The organism is Bradyrhizobium sp. 186 (assembly GCF_023101685.1).
Taxonomy (GTDB): domain Bacteria; phylum Pseudomonadota; class Alphaproteobacteria; order Rhizobiales; family Xanthobacteraceae; genus Bradyrhizobium.
On the sequence record NZ_CP082164.1, the window covers coordinates 3,598,916 to 3,613,590 of the forward strand.

The 14,675-nt window shown below is 63.6% G+C and carries 11 protein-coding genes; 6 read left to right on the forward strand and 5 right to left on the reverse strand.

Features of this window, described 5'->3' with window-relative positions:
• Positions 1-51: 51 nt before the first annotated feature.
• Entirely contained in the window at positions 52-477 is a 426-nt protein-coding gene (gene flbT / locus IVB18_RS17095; protein WP_247990197.1) for a flagellar biosynthesis repressor FlbT, read from the reverse strand.
• A gap of 321 nt (positions 478-798) precedes the next feature.
• Here flbT and IVB18_RS17100 point away from each other — a divergent pair, with 321 nt between their 5' ends.
• The 6 genes from IVB18_RS17100 to IVB18_RS17125 all read left to right on the forward strand — a co-directional run bounded on the left by IVB18_RS17100 (position 799) and on the right by IVB18_RS17125 (position 11,930).
• On the forward strand, positions 799-3,087 hold the full coding sequence (locus tag IVB18_RS17100) for a DUF1522 domain-containing protein (RefSeq protein WP_247990198.1): 2,289 nt from the start codon (positions 799-801) through the stop codon (positions 3,085-3,087).
• A 364-nt stretch (positions 3,088-3,451) separates the two neighbouring features.
• The gene (locus tag IVB18_RS17105) at positions 3,452-5,740 is read left to right on the forward strand and encodes a DUF1522 domain-containing protein (protein ID WP_247990199.1); all 2,289 of its coding nucleotides are present in this window, start codon (positions 3,452-3,454) and stop codon (positions 5,738-5,740) included.
• A 327-nt stretch (positions 5,741-6,067) separates the two neighbouring features.
• A complete protein-coding gene (locus IVB18_RS17110; RefSeq protein ID WP_247990200.1) occupies positions 6,068-8,356 on the forward strand; it encodes a DUF1522 domain-containing protein in 2,289 nt (762 codons plus the stop codon).
• 248 nt (positions 8,357-8,604) lie between these two features.
• Positions 8,605-10,887 carry a DUF1522 domain-containing protein gene (locus IVB18_RS17115; protein WP_247990201.1) on the forward strand — a complete coding sequence of 761 codons (2,283 nt, stop codon included), beginning with the start codon at positions 8,605-8,607 and terminating at the stop codon, positions 10,885-10,887.
• A gap of 293 nt (positions 10,888-11,180) precedes the next feature.
• Positions 11,181-11,549, forward strand: a complete 369-nt coding sequence (flaF, locus tag IVB18_RS17120) for a flagellar biosynthesis regulator FlaF (RefSeq protein ID WP_247990202.1) — start codon at positions 11,181-11,183, stop codon at positions 11,547-11,549.
• Between the two features lie 12 nt (positions 11,550-11,561).
• Entirely contained in the window at positions 11,562-11,930 is a 369-nt protein-coding gene (locus IVB18_RS17125; protein WP_247990203.1) for a hypothetical protein, read from the forward strand.
• Positions 11,931-11,933: 3 nt separating this feature from the next.
• Here the strand turns inward: IVB18_RS17125 and IVB18_RS17130 are convergent, their stop codons facing one another.
• The 4 genes from IVB18_RS17130 to IVB18_RS17145 form a co-directional block, all read right to left on the reverse strand.
• A complete protein-coding gene (locus tag IVB18_RS17130; protein WP_247990204.1) occupies positions 11,934-12,293 on the reverse strand; it encodes a hypothetical protein in 360 nt (119 codons plus the stop codon).
• A gap of 159 nt (positions 12,294-12,452) precedes the next feature.
• Positions 12,453-12,950, reverse strand: a complete 498-nt coding sequence (locus IVB18_RS17135; protein WP_247990205.1) for a hypothetical protein — start codon at positions 12,948-12,950, stop codon at positions 12,453-12,455.
• Positions 12,951-12,962: 12 nt separating this feature from the next.
• The gene (gene flgJ / locus IVB18_RS17140; protein ID WP_247990206.1) at positions 12,963-13,331 is read right to left on the reverse strand and encodes a flagellar assembly peptidoglycan hydrolase FlgJ; all 369 of its coding nucleotides are present in this window, start codon (positions 13,329-13,331) and stop codon (positions 12,963-12,965) included.
• Positions 13,331-14,455, reverse strand: a complete 1,125-nt coding sequence (locus IVB18_RS17145) for a flagellar basal body P-ring protein FlgI (RefSeq protein ID WP_247990207.1) — start codon at positions 14,453-14,455, stop codon at positions 13,331-13,333. The genes flgJ and IVB18_RS17145 overlap by 1 nt, the downstream gene beginning before the upstream one ends.
• Between the last annotated feature and the right edge of the window lie 220 nt (positions 14,456-14,675).

Consider the following 14,675-nt stretch of genomic DNA (forward strand, 5'->3'; position numbering starts at 1 on the left):
AACGCCCCGGACATGGTCCGGGGCGTTTTCGTTCGAATGTACGAAACGTGCTCAGGCGGCCGAGCTGACGTCGTTCTTGGGATGGCTGGCCTCGTACTGATCCCGGAGCTTCTCTTCATAGGCGATCAGCTTGCGGGCATCCTTGAGGGCCCGGTACAGATCGCCGCTCATGATGTGGTTGTTGATCCCCTCGATGATCGGCCAGGAGCTCGGCACGGCGGTGACGATATCGCGCACCAGGTTGAAATAGGTGCCGTGCTGGGTCTGCGGATCCGGCGAGATGTACATGAGCTGGACCGCCAGATAGACGAGCTTGGCCGGCGTGTCGGCGGTCTCCGGCGTGAGGATGTCGCGCTCGCGCAGGATCGGCACGTTCTCGCCTTCGATCAGAAGGCGGGCGCGCTGGTCGGTGTTGGTAATCACGCAGTTGCCGACAATGATGCGTTCGTGCGGTCTGAGCTCGACCTTGAGGGCCATGCCTGTTCTCCATCAACGCTTTCGTAACCGAGCGTGTGTTGCGGCGGATCAGGGCGCAATACTCCATCAACATTAGTTAACGAGTTGTGAATCCCGGCCATCGCCGCGGAAAAACTCAATTATATCAAAGACAAAATCACCCGGCGGAGCAGCGTTGCCGGTCCGCAGATCGGCCGAATCGCGCGCCGACTCAGCAAAAGCGCCGATTTCATTTCATGTTTCGTTAGAGGACTCCGCGCCACGGTCCGCCGGTCGCTGGGTCAATCTCGATCCAAGCAGACGCGTAACAGTAGGCGTCGTTTACCAGAAAGGTAACACCCAATGTCCGGTATCGTTCTCTCCTCCTCGGTTCGTCAGAACCTTCTCTCCCTCCAGTCCACCGCTGATCTTCTCGCCACCACGCAGAACCGTCTGTCGACCGGCAAGAGCGTCAACTCGGCTCTGGACAATCCGACCAACTTCTTCACGGCACAGTCGCTCGACAACCGCGCCAGCGACATCAACAATCTGCTCGATGGTATCGCCAACGGCGTGCAGGTGCTGCAGGCCGCCAACACCGGCATCACTTCGCTGCAGAAGCTGATCGACAGCGCAAAGTCGATCGCCAACCAGGCGCTGCAGACCACGGTCGGTTACTCCACCAAGTCCAACGTCTCCACCACGATCTCGGGTGCGACGGCTGCCGACCTGCGTGGCACGACGTCTTATGCAAGCACGGTTGCGACGGGTAACGTGCTGTTCGACGGCACGGCTGGCGGCGCACATGCGGCCGGCTCGTCCGTCACGCTCGGCGCGACCCAGGGCGTTGATACCGGTTTGACGGCGACTGCCGGTGACGGTTCGACGGCTCTGAGCGCCGGCATCACCCTGATCGCCAACGGCGCGGCGACGGCGACTGGCCTGATCGGCAATGCCCAGCCCGCAGACGGCGACACGCTCACCGTTAACGGCAAGACCATCACCTTCCGCGCGGGTTCTGCTCCGGCTTCGACCGCAGTGACCAGCGGCTCGGGCGTCAGCGGCAACATCGTCACCGACGGCAGCGGCAACTCGACCGTCTATCTCGGCACCACCGCCGCTCCGGCTGCCACGGCCGGCGATCTCGCCACCGCGATCGACCTCGCAAGCGGTGTCAAGGTTGCGACCATCAGCGCTGGCGCTGCGACGATCGCGACCAGCGCCGGCGAGACCGCGTCCGACGTCGGCACCACGACGGCCAGCAAGGTCACGCTGCGCAGTTCGACCGGCGCCGACCTGAGCGTCACCGGCAAGGCCGACTTGCTGAAGGCTCTCGGCCTCACCACCGCCAGCGGCGGCGGCAATGCGACGGTGACCGTGAACCGTACCACCAGCGCCGCCTCGCTCGGTCAGCTGGTCCAGGACGGCTCGACGCTGAACGTGAACGGTCACGTCATCAGCTTCAAGAACGCCCCGGTTCCGGGTTCCGCCGGTGCTCCGGCGATCGCGACCGGCTCGGGCAAGAGCGGCAACGTCATCACCGACGGCGCCGGCAATTCGACGGTCTATCTGCAGGCCGGTACGGTCGCCGACGTGCTGAACGCGATCGATCTTGCCAGCGGCGTGCAGAGCGCCAGCATTGCCGCCAACGGCACTGCGACGCTGTCGCCCGCCACTGGCCAGACCGCTTCGTCGATCAGCGCATCGGGTCAGCTCAAGCTCTCGACCGGCGTGAACGCCGATCTGTCGATCACCGGAACGGGCAATGCGCTGAACGCGCTCGGCCTCGCCGGCAACACCGGTACGGCTAGCGCCTTCACCGCGGCTCGCACCTCCGGCATCGGCGGCATCAGCGGCAAGAGCTTGACCTTCACCTCCTTCAACAGTGGTACGGCGGTCAATGTCACCTTCGGTGACGGCACCAACGGCACGGTCAAGACGCTCGATCAGCTCAACTCGCAGCTCCAGGCCAACAACCTGTCTGCGACGATCGACGCCAACGGCCTGCTGACGATCTCGACGACCAACGACTACGCGTCTTCGACGATCGGCTCCAGTGCTGCGGGCGGCGTCATCGGTGGTACGCTCACCTCGTCGCTGACGTTCTCGACGGCTTCCAGCCCCGTCCAGGATACGGTTGCGCAGACGGCGCGAGCCAACCTGGTCAGCCAGTACAACAACATCCTGAACCAGATCGACACGACCTCGCAGGACTCTTCGTTCAACGGTGTGAACCTGCTGAACGGCGACCAGCTCAAGCTGGTGTTCGACGAGACCGGCAAGTCGAACCTGAGCATCACCGGCGTGACCTACAACTCCAAGGGTCTGGGCCTCGCTTCGTTGACCAGCGGTGTCGACTTCATCGACAACTCCGCGACCAACAAGGTGCTGTCGAACCTCAACGCTGCCTCGAGCACGCTGCGGTCGGAAGCGTCGAGCCTCGGTTCGAACCTCTCGGTGGTGCAGGTTCGTCAGGACTTCAACAAGAGCCTGATCAACGTGCTGCAGACCGGTTCGTCCAACCTGACGCTGGCCGACACCAACACCGAAGCCGCGAACAGCCAGGCGCTGTCGACCCGTCAGTCGATCGCGGTCTCCGCGCTGTCGCTGGCCAACCAGTCGCAGCAGAGCGTGCTCCAGCTGCTCCGCTAAATCGCGGCAGACATCGCAAGACAAGTTAAGGCGGCGGGGCTTCGGCCCCGCCGCTTTCTTTTTTGCGCCAGCGTTCGAAGACGTCGTGCGACGAAGCGAAGACGATGCATTCGGATGCAGCCGTTTGCTCACTCTCAGTTATGGTTGACAAGTGGCAAACGTCCGGCGCTAACGCGAAAAAGTATCATCCGATCATGATGATGCGTCTGAGCCCGGTTCTGCTTTGATCGCGCATATGGTGAATCCGCGCAAGGACTGGCGCGACACGCTTCATGCTTTGTTAGCCACCTCCGTTCACCGTCTCGGTCATCGATTAATCCTAATCGAAGTTTTGTCGCGTTGCGTACCAGAAGGGTAACAGCTTATGTCCGGTATCGTTCTCTCCTCGGCGGTTCGTCAGAACCTGCTGTCTCTCCAGTCCACCGCCGACCTCCTCGCCACCACGCAGAGCCGTCTGTCGACCGGCAAGAGCGTCAATTCGGCTCTGGACAATCCCACCAACTTCTTCACGGCACAGTCGCTCGACAACCGCGCCAGCGACATCAACAATCTGCTCGATGGTATCGCCAACGGCGTGCAGGTGCTGCAGGCCGCCAACACCGGCATCACTTCGCTGCAGAAGCTGATCGACAGCGCAAAGTCGATCGCCAACCAGGCGCTGCAGACCACGGTCGGTTACTCCACCAAGTCCAACGTCTCCACCACGATCTCGGGTGCGACGGCTGCCGACCTGCGTGGCACGACGTCTTATGCAAGCACGGTTGCCACCAGCAACGTGCTTTATGATGGTACGGCGGGTGGCGTGCACGCTGCCGGCTCGTCCGTCACGCTCGGCGCGACCCAGGGCGTTGATACCGGTTTGACGGCGACTGCCGGTGACGGTTCGACGGCTCTGAGCGCCGGCATCACCCTGATCGCCAACGGCGCGGCGACGGCGACTGGCCTGATCGGCAATGCCCAGCCCGCAGACGGCGACACGCTCACCGTTAACGGCAAGACCATCACCTTCCGCGCGGGTTCTGCTCCGGCTTCGACCGCAGTGACCAGCGGCTCGGGCGTCAGCGGCAACATCGTCACCGACGGCGGCGGCAACTCGACCGTCTATCTCGGCACCACCGCCGCTCCGGCTGCCACGGCCGGCGATCTCGCCACCGCGATCGACCTCGCAAGCGGTGTCAAGGTTGCTGTGATCAGCACCGGCGCTGCGACGATCGCGACCAGCGCCGGCGAGACCGCGTCCGACGTCGGCACCACGACGGCCAGCAAGGTCACGCTACGCAGCTCGACCGGCGCCGACCTCAGCGTCACCGGCAAGGCCGACTTGCTGAAGGCTCTCGGCCTGAGCACCGCCAGCGGCGGCGGCAATGCGACGGTGACCGTGAACCGTACCACCAGCGCCGCCTCGCTCGGTCAGCTGGTCCAGGACGGCTCGACGCTGAACGTGAACGGTCACGTCATCAGCTTCAAGAACGCCCCGGTTCCCGGCTCCGCGGGTGCTCCGGCGATCGCGACCGGCTCCGGCAAGAGCGGCAACGTCATCACCGACGGCGCCGGCAACTCGACGGTCTATCTGCAGGCCGGCACCATTGCCGACGTGCTGAACGCGATCGATCTTGCCAGCGGCGTGCAGACCGCCAGCATTGCCGCCAACGGCACTGCGACGCTGTCGACCGCCACCGGTCAGTCCGCCTCCTCGATCAACGCTTCGGGCCAGCTCAAGATCTCGACTGGCGTGAACGCAGACCTGTCGATCACCGGCACGGGCAACGCGCTGAACGCGCTCGGCCTCGCCGGCAACACCGGCACGGGCACCGCCTTTACCGCGGCTCGCACCTCCGGCATCGGCGGCATTGCCGGCAAGAGCTTGACCTTCACCTCCTTCAACAGTGGTTCGGCGGTCAACGTCACCTTCGGCGACGGCACCAACGGCACGGTCAAGACGCTCGATCAGCTCAACTCGCAGCTCCAGGCCAACAACCTGACTGCGACGATCGACGCCAACGGCCTGCTGACGATCTCGACGACCAACGACTACGCGTCTTCGACGATCGGCTCGAGCGCCGCGGGCGGCGTCATCGGTGGTACGCTCACCACCGCGCTGACGTTCTCGACGGCGTCCACGCCCACTCAGGATACGATTGCCCAGACCGCGCGTTCGAACCTGGTCAACCAGTACAACAACATCCTGCAGCAGATCGACTCGACCTCGCTCGACTCCTCGTTCAACGGTGTCAACCTGCTGAACGGCGACCAGCTTAAGCTGGTGTTCGACGAGACCGGCAAGTCGAACCTGAACATCACCGGCGTGACCTACAACTCCAAGGGTCTCGGCCTCGCTGCACTGACCGGCGGTATCGACTTCATCGACAACGCCGCGACCAACAAGGTGCTGACCAACCTGAACACCGCGTCGAGCACGCTGCGTTCGGAGGCCTCCGCGTTGGGTTCGAACCTGACGATCGTGCAGGTTCGTCAGGACTTCAACAAGAACCTGATCAACGTGCTGCAGACCGGTTCGTCGAACCTGACGCTGGCCGACACCAACGTCGAAGCGGCCAACAGCCAGGCACTTTCGACCCGTCAGTCGATCGCGGTCTCCGCGCTGTCGCTGGCCAACCAGTCGCAGCAGAGCGTGCTCCAGCTGCTCCGCTAAGTCGCGGCAGACATCGCAAGACAAGTTAAGGCGGCGGGGCTTCGGCCCCGCCGTTTTTTGTTTTGCCGGGAGGGGAGTTGAGATGCCTTGCTCAGCCCTTAAAAAGTAACGGTCGGTTATGGTTAATGGAGCGTAAGCGCAGAGAAATGCCAATGATTTCAGTCTGATTGTCGGCCGTGCCAACGTCTCTCGCCGGTTTATGGTGAACCGGCGATTATGCAGGCGGGACTCGTTTCACCCTTTGTTAGACATGTCCACGCAGGCTGTGCCCGTCACTCGATCACATCGCGATCGAACGAAGACGCGTAAGCCAGAAGGGTAAAAGTCATGTCCGGTATTGTTCTCTCTGCGTCGGTTCGTCAGAACCTGCTGTCTCTCCAGTCCACCGCCGACCTCCTCGCCACCACACAGAACCGTCTGTCGACCGGCAAGAGCGTCAACTCGGCCCTGGACAATCCGACCAACTTCTTCACCGCACAGTCGCTCGACAACCGCGCCAGCGACATCAACAACCTGCTCGATGGCATCGCCAACGGCGTGCAGGTGCTGCAGGCCGCCAACACTGGCCTGACTTCGCTGCAGAAGCTGATCGACAGCGCAAAGTCGATCGCCAACCAGGCGCTGCAGACCACGGTCGGTTACTCCACCAAGTCCAACGTCTCCACCACGATCTCGGGTGCGACGGCTGCCGACCTGCGCGGTACCACCAGTTTTGCCAGCGCTGTCGCTTCCAGCAACGTGCTGTATGACGGCACGGCAGGCGGCGTGCATGCGGCGACCTCGTCCGTCACGCTCGGCGCGACCCAGGGCGTTGATACCGGTTTGACGGCGACTGCCGGTGACGGTTCGACGGCTCTGAGCGCCGGCATCACCCTGATCGCCAACGGCGCGGCGACGGCGACTGGCCTGATCGGCAATGCCCAGCCCGCAGACGGCGACACGCTCACCGTTAACGGCAAGACCATCACCTTCCGCGCGGGTTCTGCTCCGGCTTCGACCGCAGTGACCAGCGGCTCGGGCGTCAGCGGCAACATCGTCACCGACGGCGGCGGCAACTCGACCGTCTATCTCGGCACCACCGCCGCTCCGGCTGCCACGGCCGGCGATCTCGCCACCGCGATCGACCTCGCAAGCGGTGTCAAGGTTGCTGTGATCAGCACCGGCGCTGCGACGATCGCGACCAGCGCCGGCGAGACCGCGTCCGACGTCGGCACCACGACGGCCAGCAAGGTCACGCTACGCAGCTCGACCGGCGCCGACCTCAGCGTCACCGGCAAGGCCGACTTGCTGAAGGCTCTCGGCCTGAGCACCGCCAGCGGCGGCGGCAATGCCACGGTGAACGTCAACCGCACCACCAGCGCCGCTTCGCTCGGTCAGCTGATCCAGGACGGCTCGTCGCTGAACGTCGATGGTCATACCATCACCTTCAAGAACGCTCCCGTTCCGGGATCCGCGGGCGCTCCGACGATCCCGACCGGCTCCGGCAAGAGCGGTAACGTGATCACCGACGGCAACGGCAATTCGATAGTCTATCTCCAGGCCGGCACGGTCGCCGACGTGCTGAACGCGATCGATCTCGCCACCGGCGTGCAGAGCGCAAGCATTGCCGCCAACGGCACTGCGACGCTGTCGACCGCCACCGGTCAGTCCGCCTCGTCGATCAACACCTCCGGTCAGCTCAAGATCGCGACCGGCATCAATGCCGATCTCTCGATTACCGGCTCGGGCAACGTGCTGAACGCGCTCGGCCTCGCCGGCAACACCGGTGCGGCGACGGCTTTCCAGGCGGCCCGCACCTCCGGCATCGGCGGCATTGCCGGCAAGACCTTGACCTTCACCGCCTTCAACGGCGGCACGGCGGTCAACGTCACCTTCGGCGACGGCACCAACGGCACGGTCAAGACGCTCGACCAGCTCAATACGCAGCTTCAGGCCAACAACTTGGCCGCCACGATCGATGCCAACGGTCAACTCACCATCACCGCGTCCAACGACTACGCGTCTTCGACGCTTGGCTCGACCACCGCGGGCGGTGCGATCGGCGGCACGCTCACCTCGGCGCTGACGTTCTCGACGGCATCCACGCCTATCCAGGATGCAGTTGCGCAGACGGCCCGTGCGAACCTGGTCTCTCAGTACAACAATATCCTGAACCAGATCGACACGACCTCGCAGGACTCTTCGTTCAACGGTGTCAACCTCCTGAACGGCGACCAGCTCAAGCTGGTGTTCGACGAGACCGGCAAGTCGAACCTGAACATCACCGGCGTGACCTACAACTCCAAGGGTCTCGGCCTCGCCGCGCTGACCGTCGGCGTCGACTTCATCGACAACGCCGCGTCCAACAAGGTGCTGACCAATCTGAACGCTGCATCGAGCACGCTGCGGTCAGAAGCCTCGGCGCTCGGTTCGAATCTCTCGGTGGTGCAGGTTCGTCAGGACTTCAACAAGAACCTGATCAACGTGCTGCAGACCGGTTCGTCGAACCTGACGCTGGCCGACACCAACGTCGAAGCCGCGAACAGCCAGGCGCTGTCGACCCGCCAGTCGATCGCAGTCTCCGCGCTGTCGCTGGCCAACACGTCGCAGCAGAGCGTGCTCCAGCTGCTCCGCTAAATCGCGGCAGATATCGCAGAACTGATACAGCGGCGGGGCTTCGGCCCCGCCGTTTTTCGTTGACTACAGGCGTTCCGGATCAGCCGATCCACAGCCGGGCAGGGCGTTAACCTCTCGTTAACCCTATCGCTTAAAGCGGCGTTAACCATACTTTAAAGGACACCCCCTAAGACTGGACAAAAGCCCGCCTTCCAGACCGGCGAGCCCGATTCGTACCCGGTTCTGCGCTTCAAAAGGAAGACCCGCCAATGTCCAACATCGTTCTTTCCGCATCAGTGCGCCAGAACCTGTTGTCGCTGCAGTCGACGGCCGACCTGCTGGCCACGACGCAGCAGCGGCTGTCGACCGGCAAGAAGGTCAACACCGCCCTCGACAATCCCACCAACTTCTTCACCGCGCAGGGGTTGGACAACCGGGCGAGCGACATCAGCAACCTGCTCGATGGTATCAACAACGGTGTGCAGGTGCTCCAGGCCGCCAACACCGGTATCACCTCGCTGCAAAAGCTGATCGACAGTGCGAAATCGATCGCCAACCAGGCGCTTCAGACCACCGTCGGCTACTCGACCAAGTCGAATGTTTCGACCACCATTCCCGGAGCGACGCCGGCCGACCTGCGCGGTACGACCTCCTATGCGAGCGCGACCGCCAACAGCAACGTGCTTTATACTGGTGCACCTGGTGGCGTGACGCCCGTAACGTCGGGCGCCTCGCTCGGTGCGTCACTGGGCTCGACCGCCGGCACATTGACCGGCGGGGCCGCCAAGGCTGCTGACGGCACCACCGCGCTCGGCGGCACCAACACCCTAATCGGTTCCACGGCATCGACGACGTTCGGCGCGTCCCCCGCGGATGGCGATTCGATCACCGTCAACGGCAAGACCGTCACGTTCCGTACCGGTGCGGCTCCGAGCACGCAACCGACCGGCTGGGGTCTCGACCCGAGCGGCCATATCGCCACCGACGGCAATGGCAATTCGATCGTCTACATGGGTACGACCGGCGCTCCCACGGGTACGGTCAACGACCTCCTCACTGCGGTCGACCTCGCGAGCGGCGTCAAGAGCGCTGCAATCAGCGCCGGCGCGGCGACCATCTCTGTGAGCGGCACGACCGTTGGTACGCTCCAGACTGCATCGTCCATTACGGCTGGCGTGGTGACGCTGAAAAGCTCAACTGGTGCCGATCTGAGCGTGACGGGCAAGGCCGACTTCCTCAAGGCCCTCGGCGTGACCTTGGCGACAGGCGCTGGCAATGCCAGCGTCAGCGCGGACCGGTCCACCACCGCGGGTTCGCTCGGTACCCTCGTTCAGGACGGCTCGACGCTGAACATTGACGGTCACACCATCACCTTCAAGAATGCCCAGACTCCCCAGTCGGCGGCAAGCGTGACCTCCGGCGGCGTCAACGGAAACATCGTCACCGATGGCAACGGCAATTCGACGGTCTACCTCCAGAGCGCGACGCTGACCGACCTGCTCAATTCGTTCGACCTTGCCACGGGTGTGAAGACCGCCAGCATCTTCAATGGCGCGGCAAGTCTCTCGACCACAGCGGGCCAGATTCCGTCGTCGGTCAACACCAGCGGCCAGTTGGCGCTCTCGACCGGCATCAACGCCGATCTCTCCATCACCGGCACCGGCAATGCTCTGAGCGCATTCGGCCTCAGCGGCAATACCGGAACGGCGACGGCTTTCAGCGCGGCGCGCGCGTCCGGTGTTGGTGGTGTCAGCGGCAAGACTCTGACTTTCTCGTCCTTCAACGGTGGCACGCCCGTCAATGTCACCTTCGGCGACGGCACCAACGGTACGGTCAAGACGCTCGACCAGCTCAATACGCAGCTTCAGGCGAACCACCTGACGGCAACGATCGATGCCAACGGCGTGCTGACGGTGACCACCGTCAACGAATACGCCTCCTCGACCCTCGGTTCGACGACCGCGGGCGGCGCGGTCGGCGGTACGCTCACCGGCGTGCTCGCCTTCACCACTGCGCAGCCGCCGGTCCAGGATCCCGTCGCGCAGACCGCGCGCTCCGGCCTGGTCAGCCAGTTCAACAACATCCTGGCGCAGATCGACACCACGTCGCAGGACTCGTCCTTCAACGGCGTCAACCTCCTGAACGGCGACACGCTGAAGCTGGTCTTCAACGAGACCGGCAGCTCCACACTCGGCATCAACGGCGTGGTCTTCAACGCGGCGGGTCTCGGCCTCAGCAATCTCGTCCCGGGCACGGATTTCATCGACAACGGCGCCACCAATAAGGTGCTGACCAGCCTCAACGCCGCCTCGAGCACGCTGCGGTCGGAAGGCTCCGCGCTCGGTTCGAACCTGTCGATCGTGCAGGTGCGTCAGGACTTCTCCAAGAACCTGATCAACGTGCTGCAGACCGGCTCGTCCAATCTGACGCTCGCGGACACCAACGAGGAAGCGGCCAACAGCCAGGCGCTGTCGACGCGCCAGTCGATCGCGGTCTCCGCGCTGTCGCTCGCCAACCAGTCGCAGCAGAGCGTGTTGCAGCTGCTCCGCTAATTTCGCAGCGCAAGATCGCTATTCGAAACGTCGCGGCGGGGCTAATGCCCCGCCGTTCTTTTGATTGAGATCGCTAAGACAAGATTAGCCCAGATCGTTTTGCATCATGCGAACCAAGTTTACAGCGTGCGTGCGCACGACTAGCCTTGCGACGATGGAAGACGCCGTAACCCGTAATAATCCGGAGTGCTTCCAAGCGCTCACGTAAGCAAATCTTAAGCGGTGCTGCCTAGGGTTGGGAAAGAAATCCTTAAGCCCCTTCAACGGGCTAGGAAACCTCCAGGGTATGATTGATGTCGAATTCTGCTGCCTCGGCCTACGCGCGCGTTGCAACGACCACTGCTTCTCCTCGCGACATCGAAGCGCAGACGCTGCTCAAGGCCGCGAACAAGCTGCAGGACGCGGTCAACAACGCCGACCCGTTCAGCGAGCAGACCACGCATGCCCTGATGTTCAACCGCAAGCTCTGGACCATCTTCCTCAGCGAGGCGATGCGCGACAACAGTCCGCAGCCGCTCGACGTCCGGCAGAAGATCGCCAACATCAGCGTGTTCGTGCTGAGCCAGACCGCCGCGCTCCAGATGAGCCCGCAGTTCGATCACTTCCGCCCGCTGATCGAGATCAACCGCAATATCGCCGCCGGTCTGTCCGGCCGGCCGTAATGGACGCTCGTCATGGCCGACATCATGAGCATCCTGTCGACCGCGTATAAGTCCAACGTTCTTTCCAGCACGACGGGCTCGTCCAAATACGTCGCGGTCGATTCGTCGCTCTATCAGGGTAGCTGGACCGGGACCTACCCGGACGGCAAGAAATTCTCGCTCGGCGTCTCGCAGGTCAACGGTTTTCGTGCGCAGGTCCACTACCAGAGCGAGGGCACGTCGCAGTATCAGCAGGTGCTGATCAAGGACTCTTCGTTCCGCTTTGGAAATACCAAGTTCACGCTGACCGACACCGGCAAGGCCCAGATCAAGAACGTCGTCACCGATCCCGCGACCGGCTCGACCTATCTCGACACCGCCGTCGCCACGCTCGACGCGTGATCGTCAAGCGCTACGGTCCGTGCTGAGCGGCCGCGAGGGCTCGGACTTCAGATCCAGTGCATGGAAATAGGCCCGCCGGCGCAGCATCGCTTCGTCGGGGAATTGATTGACCACCGCCTCGGTCCTGTCGTTGACGACCTGGAAGACAAAGGACGCTGCCGCCTGGTCGAACACGACCTGGCGCGAGATGTTCTCGTTGCTCTGCAAATTGTTGCGCACGGCCGCGCTCGTATCGCTAGCGGCGACCGTCTGGCTCACCGGCAAATCAGTTTGCACGGCCTCGTTCGCCGCCGCGTTCGACGTCGTTACGATCTGCGCTGGAGCCGGTATCCCCACCGGCCTGATGCTGAAATCTGTACTCATGGCAGCCTCCTGGTTGCCTAGTGTGAGTCAAATCCCAACCCCTCTCAATGCGCAAGCATGGAACACCAGAATTGAAGATCCGGTAAGCAAACGTGCCTAATCGCGCGACGAGATCGCCGCACGATCTTTCGTAAAATTGTCAGTGGTTTTCGCGTGCGCTCAGAGCGAACGGCTGACCGCGAGCGGGGTGATGTGGCGCGGTCCCGGCGCTGCGCGACGACCCGCCGCCGTGTAGGTGTTCGGCACGTTGCGCTTCTGGATCTCGGCATTGACGCCGCGCACGACGCTCTCGGAGACCGCATGCGCGGTCGCGAGCACGGTGAGATTGACCTGGAGCATCGCGCGGAACGCGTCGTGGTGCCGATGCAGCGTCGAGAGCAACTCGGGCGCGGATTTCACGAGCTGGGTCTGGTTCGCCTTCAGCTGGCTGATGGCCCCGACATAGTTTCGCGACAGCTCCTGCTTCTTGCTCTCGAGTGTCATCGCCTCGCGGACCTTGCCGGCGCGGACGAGCTCGGTCTCGCGCTCGATCAGGCCGAGCAGGGCGTTCATCGCGTCCATCAGGTCTTCGGCGAGCTTGCGCGCTTCGGCGCTGCCCGGCGTGTTGTTCGGGCGCTGCGCGGGCATCGGCTGACGTGAGGCATTGAATTGGTTCATGTCGAAAGGACCTTATGCCGTGCGGATGGTTTTCGCCTGCTGCAGGATGAGGGTGCGGTAGACTTCGGTGGCGACGCCGACGCCGCCGGCCTTGGCGAAGTTCTTGGAATATTGCTCGGTCAGCATCGAGCGCCACACGCCGGTGCCCGGCGTGTCGCCGAACGGGCCTTCGCCCTTCAGGCCCGAGGTCATCTGCGAGAACATGCTGTTGAGGAACATCGCCTCGAAATCGGTGGCGGTCTTCTGCGCCTTGGTCTGCTGCTGCGGCGGGACCTTTTGCAGCGCGGCGGCGAGCTCGAAATCGGGCCGGCCGTTGCGGCTCTCCACGGAGAAGGCCGAGGAGGTCACGACGTGCGGGGTATTGACCATGCTCGTCTGCATCACATCACCTCGATGTCGGCCTGGATCGCGCCCGCGGCCTTGATCGCCTGGAGGATGCTGATGAGGTCGCGCGGGCCGATGCCGAGGCCGTTGAGGCCGTCGACGAGCTGCTGCAGCGAGACGCCGTCCTTGACGACCGCGAACTTCTTGCCGTCCTCGGTGACGCTGACGCCGGTGCGCGGTGTCACCACGGTGCGCCCCCGTGACAGTGGGTTGGGCTGGCTGACCTGCGGGCTCTCGGAGATCGTGACGGTGAGATTGCCTTGGGCGACCGCGACGGTGGCGACGCGGACGTCGCGGCCCATCACGATGATGCCGGAGCGCTCGTCGATGACGATCTTGGCGGCCAGATCAGGGTCGACCTGGAGCTGCTCGATCTCGGTGAGAAAGGCGACCACGTTGCCCTTGAACTCGGGCGGGATCGCAAGCTGCACCGTGGAGGGATCGATCGGCTCGGCGCTCTTGACGCCGAGATAGTCGTTGATCGCGGCCGCGATCCGCTTGGCGGTGGTGAAGTCGGCATTGCGCAGCGCGAGCCGGACGTTCGGCAGGCGATTGAGTGCGAACTCGATCTCGCGCTCGATGATGGCGCCGTTGGCGATGCGCCCCACGGTCGGCACGCCGCGCACGATTTTCGCGGCTTCGCCCTCGGCCTGGAAGCCGGAGATTGCGAGCGAGCCCTGCGCCACCGCGTAGACGTTGCCGTCGGCGCCGAGGAGGGGGGTGACGAGCAGGGTGCCGCCCTGAAGGTTCTTGGCATCGCCGAGCGCGGACACGGTGACGTCCATGCGCGTGCCCTGCGTGGAGAAGGCCGGCAGGTTGCCGGTCACCATCACGGCGGCGACGTTGCCGGTGCGGATGGTGGCGCCGCGGATGTTGACGCCCATGCGCTCGAGCATCGCTTGCAGCGACTGCTTGGTGAAGGGGATGTTGTTGAGCGTGTCGCCGGTGCCGTTGAGGCCGACGACGAGGCCGTAGCCGATCAGCTGGTTCTGCCGCACGCCCTCGATATTGGCGAGATCCTTGATGCGCGAGGTCGCAGCCGCGGACGTGACCGAGAGCACCAACGCTGACAGCGCGGCGCAGGCCACTCCGACAATCCTCACCCAACGAACGCCTGGCATCCTCTGCTCCCCGAGGCTCCTCAAATCTCGGACCTTCTCGACACTCCCATGCCGAGCTGGTCCGGCGCTTTCCTTGCGAGCGTTGTGCCAACGTCGGGCAGCCGGGTCAGGCGATTGAATAGGTTGAATAAATCTGTTTTGACCGATGTCAGTAGGCGTTCTCCCTGAGGAGCGAAACTGCCGCCTGTCGGCAGATTTTGCCGGGCTGTTTACGGGTCGT